General features: G+C 59.9%; 16 protein-coding genes and 1 pseudogene. 8 read left to right on the top strand and 9 right to left on the bottom strand.

Annotation, left to right across the window (positions count from 1 at the left end; all coding sequences use genetic code 11):
- Nucleotides 1-73: 73 nt before the first annotated feature.
- Nucleotides 74-733 (bottom strand): LysR substrate-binding domain-containing protein, encoded by a 660-nt coding sequence (locus Q1A75_RS09140; protein ID WP_366142192.1) that lies wholly within the window; start codon nucleotides 731-733, stop codon nucleotides 74-76.
- Between the two features lie 233 nt (nucleotides 734-966).
- On the opposite strand from Q1A75_RS09140, the gene katG reads away from it, so the two are divergent.
- Entirely contained in the window at nucleotides 967-3,141 is a 2,175-nt protein-coding gene (gene katG, locus Q1A75_RS09135) for a catalase/peroxidase HPI (RefSeq protein ID WP_299547477.1), read from the top strand.
- Nucleotides 3,142-3,192: 51 nt separating this feature from the next.
- Here katG and pcaG read toward each other — a convergent pair whose 3' ends face one another.
- The 3 genes from pcaG to pcaC are packed head-to-tail and all read right to left on the bottom strand — an operon-like array spanning nucleotide 3,193 to nucleotide 4,903.
- On the bottom strand, nucleotides 3,193-3,801 hold the full coding sequence (gene pcaG, locus Q1A75_RS09130) for a protocatechuate 3,4-dioxygenase subunit alpha (protein ID WP_299547480.1): 609 nt from the start codon (nucleotides 3,799-3,801) through the stop codon (nucleotides 3,193-3,195).
- Nucleotides 3,801-4,526: a protocatechuate 3,4-dioxygenase subunit beta gene (pcaH, locus tag Q1A75_RS09125; protein WP_299547483.1), complete on the bottom strand. Its 726-nt coding sequence runs from the start codon at nucleotides 4,524-4,526 to the stop codon at nucleotides 3,801-3,803. Before pcaH ends, pcaG begins: the two co-directional genes overlap by 1 nt.
- Complete coding sequence (pcaC, locus tag Q1A75_RS09120; protein ID WP_299208340.1) at nucleotides 4,523-4,903, bottom strand: 4-carboxymuconolactone decarboxylase; 381 nt, start codon at nucleotides 4,901-4,903, stop codon at nucleotides 4,523-4,525. Before pcaC ends, pcaH begins: the two co-directional genes overlap by 4 nt.
- Nucleotides 4,904-5,022: 119 nt before the next feature.
- Here pcaC and aspS point away from each other — a divergent pair, with 119 nt between their 5' ends.
- The 4 genes from aspS (at nucleotide 5,023) to Q1A75_RS09100 (ending at nucleotide 10,255) form a co-directional block, all read left to right on the top strand.
- Nucleotides 5,023-6,804 (top strand): aspartate--tRNA ligase, encoded by a 1,782-nt coding sequence (gene aspS / locus Q1A75_RS09115; protein WP_299547486.1) that lies wholly within the window; start codon nucleotides 5,023-5,025, stop codon nucleotides 6,802-6,804.
- A 96-nt stretch (nucleotides 6,805-6,900) separates the two neighbouring features.
- The gene (locus Q1A75_RS09110; protein ID WP_299547489.1) at nucleotides 6,901-8,292 is read left to right on the top strand and encodes a DUF1800 domain-containing protein; all 1,392 of its coding nucleotides are present in this window, start codon (nucleotides 6,901-6,903) and stop codon (nucleotides 8,290-8,292) included.
- Between the two features lie 9 nt (nucleotides 8,293-8,301).
- Nucleotides 8,302-9,474, top strand: coding sequence for a DUF1501 domain-containing protein (locus Q1A75_RS09105; RefSeq protein WP_299547492.1), 1,173 nt, complete (start codon nucleotides 8,302-8,304; stop codon nucleotides 9,472-9,474).
- A 52-nt stretch (nucleotides 9,475-9,526) separates the two neighbouring features.
- Nucleotides 9,527-10,255, top strand: a complete 729-nt coding sequence (locus tag Q1A75_RS09100) for a GNAT family protein (RefSeq protein WP_299547495.1) — start codon at nucleotides 9,527-9,529, stop codon at nucleotides 10,253-10,255.
- 8 nt (nucleotides 10,256-10,263) lie between these two features.
- On the opposite strand, the gene Q1A75_RS09095 is transcribed toward Q1A75_RS09100, so the two are convergent.
- Nucleotides 10,264-10,983 carry a response regulator gene (locus Q1A75_RS09095; protein ID WP_299547498.1) on the bottom strand — a complete coding sequence of 240 codons (720 nt, stop codon included), beginning with the start codon at nucleotides 10,981-10,983 and terminating at the stop codon, nucleotides 10,264-10,266.
- Between the two features lie 128 nt (nucleotides 10,984-11,111).
- On the opposite strand from Q1A75_RS09095, the gene mce reads away from it, so the two are divergent.
- Both mce and Q1A75_RS09085 read left to right on the top strand, forming a co-directional pair.
- The gene (gene mce / locus Q1A75_RS09090) at nucleotides 11,112-11,516 is read left to right on the top strand and encodes a methylmalonyl-CoA epimerase (protein WP_299547501.1); all 405 of its coding nucleotides are present in this window, start codon (nucleotides 11,112-11,114) and stop codon (nucleotides 11,514-11,516) included.
- On the top strand, nucleotides 11,516-11,791 hold the full coding sequence (locus Q1A75_RS09085) for a DUF1467 family protein (protein ID WP_299547504.1): 276 nt from the start codon (nucleotides 11,516-11,518) through the stop codon (nucleotides 11,789-11,791). The genes mce and Q1A75_RS09085 overlap by 1 nt, the downstream gene beginning before the upstream one ends.
- Here Q1A75_RS09085 and Q1A75_RS09080 read toward each other — a convergent pair.
- The 4 genes and pseudogenes from Q1A75_RS09080 to Q1A75_RS09065 form a co-directional block, all read right to left on the bottom strand.
- Nucleotides 11,742-12,467: pseudogene (locus Q1A75_RS09080) on the bottom strand (EI24 domain-containing protein). The gene Q1A75_RS09085 and the pseudogene Q1A75_RS09080 overlap by 50 nt on opposite strands.
- Nucleotides 12,464-13,042 (bottom strand): nitroreductase family protein, encoded by a 579-nt coding sequence (locus Q1A75_RS09075; protein ID WP_299547506.1) that lies wholly within the window; start codon nucleotides 13,040-13,042, stop codon nucleotides 12,464-12,466. The pseudogene Q1A75_RS09080 and the gene Q1A75_RS09075 overlap by 4 nt, the downstream one beginning before the upstream one ends.
- A gap of 61 nt (nucleotides 13,043-13,103) precedes the next feature.
- Complete coding sequence (locus Q1A75_RS09070) at nucleotides 13,104-14,210, bottom strand: class II histone deacetylase (RefSeq protein ID WP_299547509.1); 1,107 nt, start codon at nucleotides 14,208-14,210, stop codon at nucleotides 13,104-13,106.
- A gap of 280 nt (nucleotides 14,211-14,490) precedes the next feature.
- A complete protein-coding gene (locus tag Q1A75_RS09065; protein ID WP_299547512.1) occupies nucleotides 14,491-14,979 on the bottom strand; it encodes a VOC family protein in 489 nt (162 codons plus the stop codon).
- A gap of 138 nt (nucleotides 14,980-15,117) precedes the next feature.
- Here Q1A75_RS09065 and Q1A75_RS09060 point away from each other — a divergent pair, with 138 nt between their 5' ends.
- On the top strand, nucleotides 15,118-16,026 hold the full coding sequence (locus Q1A75_RS09060; protein ID WP_299547515.1) for a haloalkane dehalogenase: 909 nt from the start codon (nucleotides 15,118-15,120) through the stop codon (nucleotides 16,024-16,026).
- The last annotated feature ends 18 nt before the right edge of the window (nucleotides 16,027-16,044 follow it).

The raw sequence follows: 16,044 nt of genomic DNA, 5'->3' as shown, positions 1-16,044 counted from the left end.
TCCTCAAACTCGCCAAGCGCTGGAAGCCAAAGGGAAAGCGCCCCAATTGATCAAGGTGGGGTCAAAGCAACGCTTACAATCCACCCCCCGGACGGTTCGGATTGATGTTGCAGAATGACATTGCCTGGTCCCTAAAACAGTGCCCCTCTTCCAGCAGCAACAGGCGCATTGATGCCAGTGTGTCCAGCTGGACCGGCACAGCATCCCGATCTGCATTCGGGCGTATCAGAACCATTTCTTCGGCAAACAGTGGTGTTTCGACAAGTGCGGGTTCGTCGAGGGGCAATGCCACAATGGCGGCATCAAGCTTGCCGTCCAACAGCTCATCCACCAAGCGAGGGGTAACTGTTTCGCGAACATGCAAATCGACTTGCGGGTGCGCGTCGGTCAAGGCACCGATGAAGTTTGGCAACAGGTAGGGGGCAATGGTTGGAATGACACCTATACGAAGCCGACCTAAACCGCTCCCGCGGGCGGTTTGCGCCCAATCTCCCAACTCATCCACGCCCCGCAAAATTGGATTGATCCGTTTTGAAAATTCTTCTCCTCGCGGGGTCAATCGCAAGGCACGGGGCTGCCGCTCAAACAGTTCAACGCCCAGGTTTTCTTCTAACTCGCGAATCTGAACGGACAGGGCGGGTTGGGAAATGGCACAGCGGTCGGCTGCACGACCAAAATGCAGATCTTCTGCAAGTGCCTTGAAATAGCGGAGTTGTCGCAGTGTGATATTCATAGCTTTTAGTTATGGATATCATTGGAAAATGCAACTTCTACAAATCATCTCGGGCTTCTAAACTCATTTCCATAAGTGCTCTGGTTCGCGCCCGTGACGGTGCGAATCGAACGCATTTGAATGATCAGTTGAGGTGGGGCAATCATTCCGAACACAAGTCTAGAATGATTCTGAACTCTCACTAGATCTGAACTCAGCAACGACACGCAACGCAGCAATGAACGGAGACTGACATGGACGGCAACGACATCGGCAAATGCCCGGTGATGCACGGCGCGAGCCTGCACAGCACCTTTGGTGGGCGCACCAACAAGGATTGGTGGCCGAATGCCCTCAAGGTTGAGGTGCTTCACCAGCATGGTGCCCGGACCAATCCAATGGACCCGGATTTTGATTATCGGGACGCCGTCAAAGGGCTCGATTATGATGCGGTCAAGGCGGACTTGCATGCGTTGATGACCGACAGCCAACCTTGGTGGCCCGCGGACTGGGGACATTACGGTGGCTTGATGATCCGCATGGCGTGGCACGCCGCCGGTACCTACCGGATGCAGGACGGACGCGGTGGCGGTTCCGCCGGTGATCAGCGATTTGCACCGCTGAATTCCTGGCCGGATAACGCAAACCTTGATAAAGCGCGCCGCTTGCTGTGGCCCATCAAGAAGAAATACGGCAATGCCCTGTCTTGGGCCGACCTGATCCTGCTGGCGGGGAATATAGCCTATGAATCCATGGGCTTGAAGACCTTTGGCTTTGGCTTTGGTCGTGCCGACACATGGGCGCCCGGCATCGACATTAACTGGGGAGAAGAGGCCGAGTGGCTTGCCCCAAGTGAAAACCGGTACGAGGATCTGGATGATCCATCGACCATGGCGAACCCCTTGGCCGCCGTGCATATGGGTCTGATCTACGTCAACCCGGAAGGTGTGAACGGCAATCCTGATCCGGCTCGTACGGCACTGCATGTTCGCGAGACCTTTGCCCGCATGGCCATGAACGACGAGGAAACGGCGGCGCTGACGGCCGGTGGTCACACTGTCGGCAAGGCGCACGGCAATGGCGATGCAGGTGCATTGGGTGCCGAACCCGAAGGCGCCGGGATCGAGGCGCAGGGCATGGGGTGGATGAATCCCAACCAGACGGACAAGGCCAGCTCGCTTGTCACATCGGGCATTGAAGGTGCCTGGACAACGGAACCGACCAAGTTCGACATGGGCTTTTTCAAGCTGCTCTTTGGTTACGACTGGGAACTCACCAAATCACCTGCCGGTGCGAACCAGTGGCAGCCTGTCGACATCAAGGAAGAGGACATGCCTGTTGATGCGTCCGATCCGTCGAAGCGTGTGATGCCGATGATGACCGACGCGGATATGGCGATGAAGGTCGACCCGATCTATCGCGAAATCTCGGAGCGGTTCATGGCGGATGAGGCGTATTTCCGCGACACCTTTGCCCGCGCGTGGTTCAAGTTGACCCACCGCGACATGGGTTCGCGCGCCAACTACATCGGCCCCGATGTGCCTGCCGAAGATCTGATCTGGCAAGACCCGATCCCAGCCGGCAACACTGGTTATGATGTGGATGCTGTGAAGGCCAAGATCGCGGCAAGCGGCGTCAGCTACGGTGACCTGATTGCGACGGCTTGGGACAGCGCCCGCACGTACCGTGGGTCGGACAAACGGGGCGGAGCCAATGGTGCGCGCATCCGTCTGGCACCGCAACGCACGTGGGAAGGCAATGAGCCCGAGCGTCTGGATGCCGTTTTGGCCGCGTTGGAGCCGATTGCAGCGGAAACAGGCGCTTCGGTGGCGGACGTTATCGTGCTGGCAGGCAATGTTGCTGTGGAAGCGGCGGCCAAGGCTGCTGGTTTCGACGTGACCGTGCCGTTCACGCCGGGTCGCGGCGATGCAACGGACGGACAGACCGATGCCGAAAGCTTTGATGTGCTCGAACCCCATGCAGACGGTTTCCGGAATTTTGCCAAGGCTGACCTTGCGATCAGCGCCGAAGAACTGACGCTGGATCGCGCGCAGCTGATGGGTCTGAATGCGCAAGAAATGACGGCCCTGTTGGGTGGTATGCGTATGTTGGGCACCAACCATGGCGGCACGTCGCATGGTGTCTTCACCGACCGGGTTGGTCAGTTGACGCAGGACTTCTTCGTCAACCTGACCGACATGGGTTACAGTTGGCACCCGGCGGGCGATGGCAGCTATGAACTGCGCGACCGTGCGACCGGTGCGATCAAGTACACGGCCACCAGTGCTGACCTGGTCTTTGGTTCAAACTCGATCCTGCGGTCCTATGCCGAGGTGTATGCGCAGGACGACAATGCCGGGAAGTTCGTGAACGACTTTGTCGCCGCATGGACCAAGGTCATGAACAACGACCGGTTCGACCTGCTGTAAGGCACTCAAAACCAATGAAACGCGGGCCCATGTTGGCCCGCGTTTTGCGTCTCAGACATCGAAAAAGATGGTTTCGTCTGGTCCTTGCAGGTGGATGTCGAACTGGAAGGTTGTGGGTGATACTTCCTTGGCAATCAGGGTTTGCACGCGGTTTTGATGTTCGATGCGGGTGAGCCACGGGTCGTTTGCCACCATCGGATCGTTGGGGAAATACATCCGCGTTTGCAGTCCGATGTTGATGCCCCGCGCCACGATCCAGAAGGTGATGTGCGGCGCCATTATCCGCCCATCGGGGAAGGGAACCGCGCCGGGTTTGATCGTTTCAAACTCCCACACGCCCGTGTCGTAGTCTCCTGCTGTGCGCCCCCAACCGGTGAAGTTCGGATCACCCGCGCTGCGTGGATCACCTGTCCTGTAAATGCCCTCAGCATCGGCCTGCCAAATCTCGACCAACGCGTCCTTGAGCGGTGTGCCCGTGCCATCGAACACGGTGCCCGTGACGGTGATCCGCTCGCCCCTGGTCCGGTCGTTGACCATGGCCGATCCAAGGTCTTGATCATAAACCCCTGTGATACCGCAGAAATTCGGCACGCATCCGATATGGACATAGGGTCCTGCTGTCTGCGACGGACTTTCCTTGAGGTGGGTCAGCTTTTGCATCAGTTCCCCTCCATCCGGTTTTCGAACATGGTTGAACGCCGCCCGCGCAGCACGATGTCGAACGTGTAGGCGCGCGCGTCCATCGGCACCGTGTTGTTCATGTCGAGCGGCGCGATGAGTTGGGCGACAGCCTCCGGGTCGCTGATCGTGCGTACGATGGGGCAAAGCGGGATCAGCGGATCACCTTCGAAATACATCTGGGTGATCAGGCGCTGACCAAAGCTGCGCCCGAAGACAGAGAAGTGGATGTGGGCTGGGCGCCAATCGTTCACGCCGTTGGGCCATGGGTAGGCGCCGGGTTTGATCGTGCGTAAGGAATAGCTGCCGTTTTCGTCCGTGATCGTGCGCCCGCAGCCGCCAAAGTTGGGGTCGAGCGGGGCGAGGTACCCTTCTTTCGCGTGGCGATAACGTCCTCCCGCGTTGGCTTGCCAGAACTCCAGAAGCGCGCCCGGAACACCACGCCCGTTTTCGTCCAGCACCCGACCGTGCACGATGATGCGCTGACCCAGCGCCATTTCGCCGGGCTTGGCGAAGTTGAGGATCAGGTCGTTGTCGAGTTCGCCCAGCATGTCGTGCGCAAAGACCGGGCCGGTTTCCTCGCTCAGCGTCGTGTTCATCGACAAGAGCGCCTTTTGCGGTGAGCGCACCACGCTTGTCTTGTAGTCGGGCGACAGTGGTTTCGGGTGCCAGGTGCGATCCCGGTGGAAAAGGGGACCGTCGCTCATGTCTCGGCTTCCATTTCGGCAAAGGTCTCCTTGGCAATTTTCAGCGCGCGGTTGGCGCGCGGCACGCCTGCATAGATGGCGACATGCTGGAATGCTTCTGTCACATCCTGTTTGCTGGCCCCCGTCCGCGCCGTGGCGCGGATGTGCATGGGGATTTCATCGAAGTTGCCGGTTGCTGCCAGCAGCGCGAGGGTCAGCATGGACCGTTCCCGCAGGCTGATCGCATCGCTGGCCCAGACGGTGCCCCAGGCCCCTTCGGTAATCAGTTCCTGAAACGGGGCGTCAAAGGGCGTTTTAACCGCTTCGGCGCGGTCCACGTGGGCATCGCCCAGCACGGTCCGGCGCACGCCCATGCCCCTGGCCCATTTGTCGTCCATCGAACCCTCCCTTTTCCTTGGTGATAGCATGGGGCAAACGGCGTTGTCGCCTTGACTTTCCACCCCTCGCCCGGTGTATCTGCGCCGATCAAAAACCGCAGCCCCGAAGGGATTCCACCATGCATGCCTACCGCTCTCACTCCTGCGCCGCTCTGACCTCGGCCAATGTGGGTGATACTGTGCGTCTGTCGGGCTGGGTCCACCGGGTGCGCGACCATGGCGGCGTGTTGTTCATCGACCTGCGCGACCACTATGGCGTGACGCAGGTGCTGTGCGACCCCGATAGCCCGGTCTTTGCCGAGGTCGAGAAGGTGCGCAGCGAATGGTGCATCCGCATCGACGGCAACGTGAAAGCGCGGGACGGCAGCCTGATCAATCCCAAACTGCCTACGGGCGAGATTGAGGTCTATGTCCGCGATATCGAAGTGCTGGGCCATTCGGCAGAACTGCCGTTGATGGTGTTTGGCGATCAGGAGTACCCGGAAGAAACGCGCCTGACCTATCGCTACCTCGACCTGCGCCGCGAGAAGATGCAGGAGAACATGAAGCTGCGGTCCGACGTCGTGGCGTCGATCCGCAAGCGCATGTGGGACAAGGAATTCCGCGAGTACCAGACGCCGATCATCACCGCGTCCTCGCCCGAAGGGGCGCGTGACTTCCTAGTGCCGTCGCGCCTGCATCCGGGCAAGTTCTATGCTCTGCCGCAGGCCCCGCAGCAGTTCAAGCAGCTGCTGATGGTGTCGGGCTTTGACAAGTATTTCCAGATCGCGCCCTGTTTCCGCGACGAGGACCCGCGCGCCGACCGCTCGCCCACCGACTTCTACCAACTGGACATGGAGATGTCCTTTGTCGAGCAGCAAGATGTGTTCGACACCATCGCCCCTGTGCTGGCTGGCGTGTTCGAAGAGTTCGGCGACTGCAAGAAGGTTGACGCGCCCGAGACATGGGAGCAGATCAGCTATCGCGATGCGGCCCTGTGGTATGGGTCCGACAAGCCCGACCTGCGCAACCCTATTAAAATGCAAGTGGTCTCCGACCACTTCCGCGATTCCGGCTTTGCGATTTTCGCAAAGCTGTTGGAGCAAGAAGGCACCGAAATCCGCGCCATTCCAGCGCCCACAGGTGGCAGCCGCAAATTCTGTGACCGTATGAACGCTTATGCCCAGAAGGAAGGTTTGCCCGGGATGGGCTACATCTTCTGGCGCGATCAGGGCGAAGGTATGGAGGCCGCCGGGCCACTGGCCAAGAACATAGGCCCCGAACGCACCGAAGCAATTCGTCAGCAGTTGGGCCTGGGCGTGGGCGATGCGGCCTTCTTCCTTGGTGGCAAGCCGAAGGCGTTCGAAGCCATCGCTGGCCGCGCGCGCAATGTGATCGGTGAAGAGCTGAAACTGATCGACGAAGACCGCTTTGCCTTTGCTTGGATCGTGGATTTCCCGATCTACGAGGCGGACGAGGAAACCGGCAAGATCGACTTTGAACACAACCCCTTCTCCATGCCGCAGGGCGGAATGGAAGCGCTGGATGGCGACCCGCTCAAGGTGTTGGGTTTTCAGTATGACCTGGCGTGCAACGGCTATGAGCTGGTCTCGGGCGCGATCCGGAACCACCGACCCGAGATCATGTTCAAGGCGTTCGAGATCGCAGGCTATGACGAGGCCGAGGTGCGCAAACGCTTCGGCGGGATGGTCAACGCGTTCCAATATGGCGCGCCTCCTCACGGTGGATGTGCTGCGGGCATTGACCGGATCGTGATGCTGCTGGCGGGCGAGCAGAACATCCGCGAAGTGATCTTGTTCCCGATGAACCAGCGGGCCGAAGATCTGATGATGGATGCGCCGAATGACCCTACCAGTGATCAGTTGATGGAACTGGGCCTGCGCGTTATTCCGCAGGACTGAGCAAACAATTGCACATTCGTGCAGGGTTGCCCCGTGAAAATCGGGGCAACCGATGCTATCTTGGCCCCGTAGCAGACAAGCTCAAGGTGCCAGGCCGTGCGTGACTTCGATCCTGAACTTGCAGAAATCCGGTTTGGATACGGGTTATCACCTCTCTATGACGCACCGACTGGCGCGGATCAGATTCTTGCAGGAATGGCCGGGCCTGATACGGTCCAGACCGCCTTTCCAATTGAAAGCTTCGCAAAATTTCGGGCGCGCATGGTCGAAGCGCAAAAGCAGCGCGAGATTCGTCGGAAGAACCGTGGAACTGAGTTGGCCGCCGCTGCGCGAAAGCAGCGAAATGTGATCAACCGAGAGGCACGGATGGCCATGTTCGTCTGGCTTGGCCAAACGATGTTGCGACGCGCGCATACCCAGACTGCCTTTCGTGAGCGGGTTGTTTCATTTTGGGCGGATCATTTTACGGCCCATGGCAAGCGGGGCGTGATCCGGCGCGGCACGTCGCCTTACGTCGAAGACGCAATCCGCCCATTTGTGGCGGGGCGGTTTGAAGACCTGCTGCAATCCGCCGTGATGCACCCGCTGATGTTGGACTATCTCGATCAGACAACATCGATGGGCCCAAACAGTTTTCGTGCCGAAAAGCGTGGGCCCAACAAGCCTGCCGGGTTGAACGAGAATCTCGCACGCGAGGTTCTTGAACTCCACACCTTGGGTGTGGACGGCCCCTACGGTCAGCAGGATGTCACGGAGTTGGCGGAACTGTTCACAGGGCTTAGCTTTGACGCCCGCAATGGTTTCAAATTCAGAAAGGATTTCGCCGAGCCCGGTTCCGAAAGGGTGCTGGGCGTTGATTATGGCGAGGAGGCCAACGTGAAGTCGGTGCGTGTAGCCCTGCGCGACTTGGCCTCTCATCCCGCAACAGCGCGACATCTGGCTTCAAAGCTTGCTGTTCACTTTGTCTCTGACACACCCGATCCCAAGTTGATCGACGCGCTGGAGGCGGCTTACGTCGATCATGATGGTCAGTTGCTGCCGATGTACGAGGTGCTGCTCAATCATCCGTCCGCGTGGGAACCGACTGTATCCAATTTCAAGCTGCCGATTGACTTCATGTCTTCTGCTTTACGGGCCCTTGCGATACCCAAGGACGCCTTTGCAAAGCGAGAAGAGAAATGGATGCGCCGGTTCTTCGCGGCTCCGCTTACGCATATGGGACAGCAGTGGGAACGTCCCATCGGCCCCGATGGGTGGTCAGAGGAAGACCCCGAATGGATCACGCCCCAAGGCCTGGCAGCCCGCGTGTCGTGGGCCATGGCCGTGCCGGTGCGCATGATCGAGCCACTTCCCGACCCCAGAGCGTTCGCCGAGGTGGCGCTGGGCCGTTTTGCCGATGACGCGGTGCGCTTTGCGGCCGCAGCCGCCGAAAGCCGACCAGAGGCCATCGGACTTGTCCTGATGTCCCCCGCGTTCCAGCGCAGATAGGAGAGTTTGATGGCTGATCCAGTTTCCCGTCGTGATTTTCTTGCCCGTACAGGGCTAATCGGCTGTTCCTTGGCGGCCAGTCCGCTTTTGACGCCGGTCAGTTTCGCGGCTGCTCCTTGGGATACCCGTTTGGTGGTTATCATCTTGCGTGGAGGCATGGACGGGTTGGACGTTGTGCAACCTTATGGCGACCCTGCGTTCAACCGTTTGCGCGGATCGCTGGCGCTGGGCCCCGAGGGCGGGGCATATGACCTCGATGGCTATTTTGCGCTGCACCCCAGCCTCGCGCCCCTGATCCCGATGTGGGAGGCAGGCCAGCTGTCTTTTGCGCACGCCGTGTCGACACCCTATCGCGACAAGCGCAGTCACTTCGATGGGCAGGACTTGCTTGAGGCAGGAACAACCAGTCTTGCCGGTGTGCGGGACGGATGGCTGAACCGGATGTTGCAGACTGTGCCCGACGTCACGCCGCAGACAGCCTATGCTGTTGGACGCAGTGATATGCGGTTGTTGCAGGGGAAGGCCGAGGTGGCGAATTGGTCGCCAGACGCGCAACTCGACCTCAGCCCGCAAGCTGTGCGCTTGCTGGAGTTGGTGACGGAATCTGACCCGGCGCTGCATGCCGCACTCTCCGAGGCGCAATTGCTGTCTCAGATGGCCGATGACGAACAGAAACGTGGCAAAGGTGGCCATGTCGAGATCGCTGAGTTTGCCGCGGCACGATTGTCGGACGAAGCACGGATTGCCGCATTTTCGCTAAACGGATGGGACACGCACAGCACACAGAAACGGACGATCAACACCGCTTTGACCCGGTTGTCCGAAACGTTGTTGACGTTAAGGGGCAAGATGCGTGGCGACACGTGGCGCAAGACAGCCGTTGTCGCGATGACCGAGTTCGGACGTACGGCGCGTCAGAACGGTACGGCGGGTACAGATCACGGGACGGGCGGCTTGATGATCCTTGCGGGGGGCGCGATCAAGGGTGGTCATGTCTTTGGTGATTGGCCGGGTCTGGGTGACGGAGATCTGTACCAGGATCGCGATCTTATGCCGACCAGCGACGTGCGCGCTCAGGCGGCATGGGTGATGCGCGGTTTGACTGGTTTGGATCGGCACGTGTTGGAAAGCGCTATCTTTCCTGGCTTGGATATGGGCAGCGACCCGGGCTTGATCCTCTGATCAAAACGCAATGCCTCTTGGCCTTCGGCGGTTCGTTGCCTAACGTCCTGCCATGACTACGATTTACACTGTGAATGCGGCCCCTGTCGCTGACTGGACACCGCCGCGCGCACCGGATGCATCGACCGTTCTGACGGGAACCCATGCTCGGTTGGAACCCTTGCGGGCTGAACAGCATGCCGCGCTGTTGTACCGTGCATATGTCGGGCATGATCATGTATGGGATTACCTGCCTTATGGCCCGTTCTCTTCCTCTGCTCAATATCACCGGTGGGTCCGTGACGTAGAGCAGGACCCGGCCCTGCAATTCTATGCGATCTTCAACATTGCGACTGGCCAGTACGAAGGCGTGGCCAGCTTCCTGCGTATCGCACCTCAAGCAGGCAGTATCGAGGTCGGGCACATCAATTTCAGCCCGGCATTGCAGAACACGCGCGCTTCGACTGAGGCTTTGTATTTGATGATGACATGGGCTTTCGAGGCAGGTTATCGCCGCTTCGAATGGAAATGCGATGCATTAAACCGTGGTTCACGCAGTGCCGCTCAACGCCTTGGGTTGAGTTACGAAGGCATCTTTCGCCAAGCGACTGTGGTAAAGGGACGTAACCGTGACACCGCATGGTTTGCTGCAATTGATGCCGAGTGGCCGGCCCTCAAGGAAGCGTTTGGAGCGTGGTTGTCAGATGCCAACTTTGATGAAACGGGCGCACAGATCGAACGTTTGTCCGATCTGACCCGGTTGGTGCGCGTCGCCGATGATCCTACCTTGACCACCAGGTGACGCATTTGTCAGATGGCAATTTTTTCTGACAATCTGTCTTGCACCAATCCAGCAATTGCGGCTGTTTCCGATGCGGCGGCATCGCCCCGCGCGCGCTTGGCTGCCAGTGCGTTGGTCGCTTTCAGCAATTCCGTATCTTGTGCGCTGCGGGCCACACCTCCAAGAAACTGTACGATGTAGTCAATGGCTCGTGCATCATGCACATCCTCCAGCACATCCGCCACATGCACCATATCATCGCGGTAGGCGATGGGATCGGGCTCCACATCTTCTTCGGGAAGTGTGCGTGGGCCAAGTGGTTGTCTGTCGTCTGGCAGGTGGGCCAGAATTGCCTCTTGGAAATTCGCGAGTGAAACCACCGGTTTCTCCAGGAAGCCATCGGCGCCTGCTTCCAGCGCACGATGTGCGCTGTCGACGTCCCCTGAAATCCCAAGGATCACGTCCGGTCGTTGCACTGCTATTGCAAGATCCCGGATGAGGTCGGCCCCGTTCCCATCTGGCAGTCCCAGATCGATGATCGCGACTGACGGGCGATACACCTGCAAATGTCGCCGGGCCGCACGCATCGTGTCGGCGCGCCTGATGCGCGCGCCGCTTCGCAAACAAAGCAGGCGCATGGCTTCGCAGGCATAGCGACTGTCTTCGATCACAAGAACTGTCAGGCCCAGAAGCGGGCGCAAGGAAGTCGGGGCCGGGTAGGTTGGTTTGAATGGGTCCGTCGTATCCATCAGATCCTCCAAAAGCTCTTGCGACTCATCGTTACGTCGCCATGCCTAACAGCGCGTTAACGTCGCCTTGCGTGCAGCGTGCACGTTGGCGATAAGGGCGCAATTGCCAGCCAAAGGAGCCTTAGAACATGATCGGTCGCCTCACCCACGTTGCCATTGCCGTCCCCGACCTTGAGGCCGCCGCCGCGCAATATCGCAGCGCGCTGGGCGCGAATGTTGGTGAACCGCAAGATGAACCCGATCACGGCGTGACCGTTATTTTTATTGAGCTGCCAAACACCAAGATCGAATTGCTGTATCCCTTGGGTGACAACAGCCCGATCCAAGGTTTCCTGGACAAGAACCCGGCGGGCGGTATCCATCATGTTTGCTACGAAGTGGAAGACATCATCGCGGCCCGCGATCATCTGAAGGCCAGCGGCCTGCGTGTGCTGGGCGATGGCGAGCCCAAGATCGGCGCCCATGGCAAGCCGGTGCTGTTCCTGCATCCAAAAGACATGAACGGCACCCTGACCGAGCTTGAGCAGGTCTGATGGGCATCACATCTGCCCTTGTTCTGTATGCCGTCATCTGGTGGCTGTGCTTCCTGATCGCCCTGCCCGTGAAGGTGCAGACCCAAGGTGATCTGGGCGAAGTTGAGCCGGGCACGCATGCAGGCGCGCCCGAACATCATCACACCCGCCGGAAGGCGTGGATCGTGACGTGGGTCGCACTTGTCCTGTGGATCATCATCGCAGGGATCATCCTGTCGGGATGGATCAGTCTGGACGATATGAACTTCCTTGATCGGGCGCTTGAGCCGCTGTAACCGCGTGAAAGATGTGGGTGAAGGTTGCGGCCCCGATGATCGGGATCAACAGGTTCACCAGCGGTACGGACAGTGGGATCGCCATGAGCGCGCCTGCGAGCCAGATCGTACCGTTGTGGGTGCGTCGCAATTCCTTGGCTCGCGCCCGGCCGACGCGGCGCATGGCTGCAAGGGTAAAGTACTCTCTTCCCAGCAGAAAACCGTTTAGCCCCCAAAAGATAAATGGGGCCGCCGGGGCAAACATCACATAAAGGATCAGGGCAAGAATGTTGGCCCCGATCAGTACGCCCAGGAAGTTGATCGTGTCGACGACTGCATCTGCGAACGGGACGTTTTGCGCGGGCGGCAGGTTGGGGTAATGCCGATCTTCAACCGCCTGTGCGACCTCATCCAGAAACATGGATGTGATGGCCGATGCCACTGGCATCATCAGGAAAACAGACAGGACCAGAAACAGGAAGAATGAGCTCCAGGTGATGATGTCGCCGAGCTACGTGATGGTTCCGATCCACGGCAGGGACACACCATCCGCCGTGAGCCAACCGATGAACCAGACAAAGCCAGATGTGGCCGCGACCAGAAGGGCGATTGTCAGGGCAATGCCCAGCAGCAGCACGCGGCGAAAGCGCGGGTCGCTGATCTGGCCAAGGGCTGCGAAGAATGCGGTCAGGATCATGCGTCGACCCATGTGGTGATGGCTGGTACGTCCGGGCGGGGGCGTTCGGGCGGCGCGGAGGTTTCGGTGCCGATGTGGATGAACCCGGCGATCCGTTCGTTATCTGACAGATGGAGCGCGTCGGTCATGAACCCTCGATCATGGCTCGGCCAACCGCTGAGCCAGTTGGCTCCCCAACCTGCGGCGAGGGCTGCGTTGAGCAGCGACAGACAAACCGCGCCCGCTGAGTAAGTCATTTCAAGTGCTGGAATTTTTTCGACCGGGCGGGTGACTTCAATGACTGCGACAGCAAGGTGTCCCTGATCGAATTGTGACCGACCTTTGGTGATTTGATCGGGGTCGAGGCCAAGTGCCCTGCCGCGTTTTTCGGCCGCCTCGGCCAATCGGGGCATGGCCCCCTTGCCCAGCATGATGAAGCGCCACGGTTCCAGTTTGCCATGATCCGGGGTGCGGGCAGCCGCCGTCAGAAGCTGTTCGAGCGTTGCCCGGTCGGGTACGGGTTCTCGCAGTGTCTTCGCGGGGCGGGACCGGCGGGTCAAAAGGAAGTCGAGGGCGGCTTGGTTTCTTGCGGGCATATGTTACGCCTTTTTACATGTTGAGGGTCATGTCGTGGCGATTGGCTGCGACGTCAAGGGGTTAGAGGTCAAGTTGTTGGGCCATATGGTCGATTTCGGCGCGCAGGAAGGCATCGAACCGTGGTCCCGGCTGACGGTTGTTCAAGGCGCGGGCCATGGGATCGGGGGCGGTGATTTTGCTGCCAGACAGGGCTTCGAGCGTGGCGTGACCACAGAAGGGGACGTAGATTTCCGAGTATCCGCCCTCGTGGCTGAGAACCAGTTTGCCGTCGCAGATACGTTCCGCCAAGGCTTTGATCTTCAACGTCATTTCGCGGAAGGTTTCGGCAGTGGCGAGCATCCGGGCGAGGGGGTCCACGGCGGCGGCGTCAAAGCCGCAGGCCACGATGATCAGGTCGGGATTGAAGGCTTCGATGGCCGGAACGGCCACGCGGTCAATGGCGTGGAGATAGGCGGTGTGGCCGGTCCCTGCGGGCAGGGGGAGGTTGATGTTTGCGCCTTCTCCTTCTCCTCTACCACGATCTTCTAAGTATCCGGTTTCTAAAGGATAATTCCCTTCCTGATGGAAGGAGATCGTGAGCACATCGGGCCGGTTATAGAAGATGGATTCCGTGCCATTGCCGTGGTGCACATCCCAGTCCAGAACGGCGACACGCAGATCGGGTCGGGTGGCTTTGGCGGCCTCGATCGCGATGGCGATGTTGGCCATCAGGCAGAAGCCCATGGGGGTCGCGGCCTCGCAATGGTGGCCCGGCGGGCGGGCGAGGGCGTAGGCGTTTTCATGGGTGCCTTTCAGTACGGCTTCGACCGCTGCAGTGGTGAGGCCAGCGGCCAGTGCGGCGATCTCGTATCCGCCCGTTGCAAAGGGCGCGTGGTGGCCGATCTCACCCCCTTTTGCATCCGATAAGGCTTTGAATTCACTCAGGTAGCTGTCGGGATGCACACGCAGTAACTGGTCATGTGTCGCAGCGTCAGCCGTGGTGACATGCAGGTCATTTGTCAGACCCGTGACATCCATCAGGTTCTTCATCCGCCGCTTGGTTTCAGGGCTTTCGGGTAGACCACCGGCGGCGAGCGGCTGCACCAATCCACCCAATGGAACGGTGAAGGCATAGTTGCCGCCGCCGTGCCACATGGTGCGTTCGTCCCAGTAGAATCCAGTGCTCATTTGTGCCCCTCCCTTTGCGGTCGAAGGTGTCGAAGCGGTCCGGGATTGTCCATGCCAGCGTGCGGTCTGTTAACCATGACGTCTGCGCAGGATTGGCGGCGTCCTTGACGGGCGCCTTGTGTCAAAACTGCATGTTTTCCCCGCGAAACTACGACATTTGAGGCGGCCATTTCCGAGGTCCTTTTGCCCGTTTCCGAAAAACCGCGTCATTTGGCGGGCAAACTGCGATGTTTCGGTGCGCAGATAGAAAACCACGCTTAGGAACAGTTAACGGGGGTGATTATGCCGCACCTTCGGCCAGCAGTGCGGGCACATCCAGCGGTGTGTTGACCATGGCAAGCGTGCCATCGGATGTGCGGGGCCACTCCGCCTCTGGCCGGTCGCGGTACAGCTCGATCCCGTTACCATCGGGGTCACGGATGTAGACGGCTTCGGACACGCCGTGATCAGCGGCCCCGTCCAGTGCTGTGCCGTGATCGAGCACGCGGCCCAAGGCCGCCCCAAGCGACGCGCGGTCGGGGAAGAGAAAGGCCACGTGATAGAGGCCCGCCGCCTGTTCCGGTGCTGGGCCTGCGCCGCGCGAGTGCCAGGTGTTCAGCCCGATATGGTGATGGTAGCCGCCCGCCGACAGGAAGGCGGCCTGATCGCCGTAGCGTTGGGTCAGGGTGAAGCCGAGGACATCGCGGTAGAACGTGATGGACCGTCCGAGGTCGGCGACCTTGAGGTGGATATGGCCGACGCGTGTGTCGGCGGGGACTTTGGCGGTCATGGTGCGTCTCCTTGTGATCCGAAAGCTAGGGATCGTCAGGTTCAGTGCCTAGGCGCAGTTCCGCACAGCGTTGGTGCGGGGCGGTGGACAGATGCGCTTGGGCGCCCATAGGCTGAGCATCTGCCAGTGGAGGATGCCATGGATATCTTGAGGACCGACGATGCCCGGTTTGACGGGCTGCCGGATTTCGACTTTGCCCCGCATTATGTCGATGTCGACGATACCGATGGCGGGTCACTGCGTGTCCATTACCTGGACGAAGGGCCGCGTGACGGCGAGGTTGTGCTGGTCATGCACGGGGAGCCGACATGGAGTTACCTCTATCGTCACATGATCCCGGTTTTTACCGCTGCGGGTCATCGGGTACTGGCCCCCGATCTTGTGGGCTTTGGCCGGTCGGACAAGCCCGCGCTGCAGTCCGACTATACCTATCAGCGGCATGTGGACTGGATGAGCGACTGGCTGCGGCAGGTCGATGCGACGGGCACTACGCTGGTCTGCCAGGACTGGGGCGGGTTGATCGGCTTGCGTCTGTTGGCGGCCATGCCGGAGCAGTTTGCGCGGCTGGTGGTGGCGAATACGGCGCTGCCCACGGGGGATCATCCGATGAGTGATGCGTTCAAGGCGTGGCGTGAGTTTTCGCAGACGGTTGACCCGTTCGATGCGGGCCGGATTGTCTATGGCGGGACCGAAACGAAGCTGACGCCCGAGGAAGTGGCAGCTTACAATGCGCCGTTCCCCGATGAGAGTTACAAGGCCGGTGCGCGGGTGTTTCCGATGCTGGTGCCGGATGGGCCGGATGACCCGGCCGCAGGGCCGAACCGGGCGGCGTGGGCTGTGTTGGAGACACTGGAGCTGCCCGTCCTGACCGCCTTTGGCGCGCAGGACAAAGTGATGGCCGGGGTCGAGAAGGTGTTCCAGCACAAGATGCCGGGGGCCAAGGGTCAGGCGCATGTGATCTTTGATGGGGCCGGGCATTTCCTGCAAGAGGATGTAGGCCCTGAACTGGCGCAGGCGACGGTGGAGTTTATGACGGTGAACCGGTAGCTACGCCACAGTATGTTT

The organism is uncultured Tateyamaria sp. (assembly GCF_947504105.1).
Lineage (GTDB): Bacteria > Pseudomonadota > Alphaproteobacteria > Rhodobacterales > Rhodobacteraceae > Tateyamaria.
The sequence above is the reverse complement of the archived record's forward strand: the minus strand, read 5'-3'. Positions and strand labels throughout refer to the sequence as shown.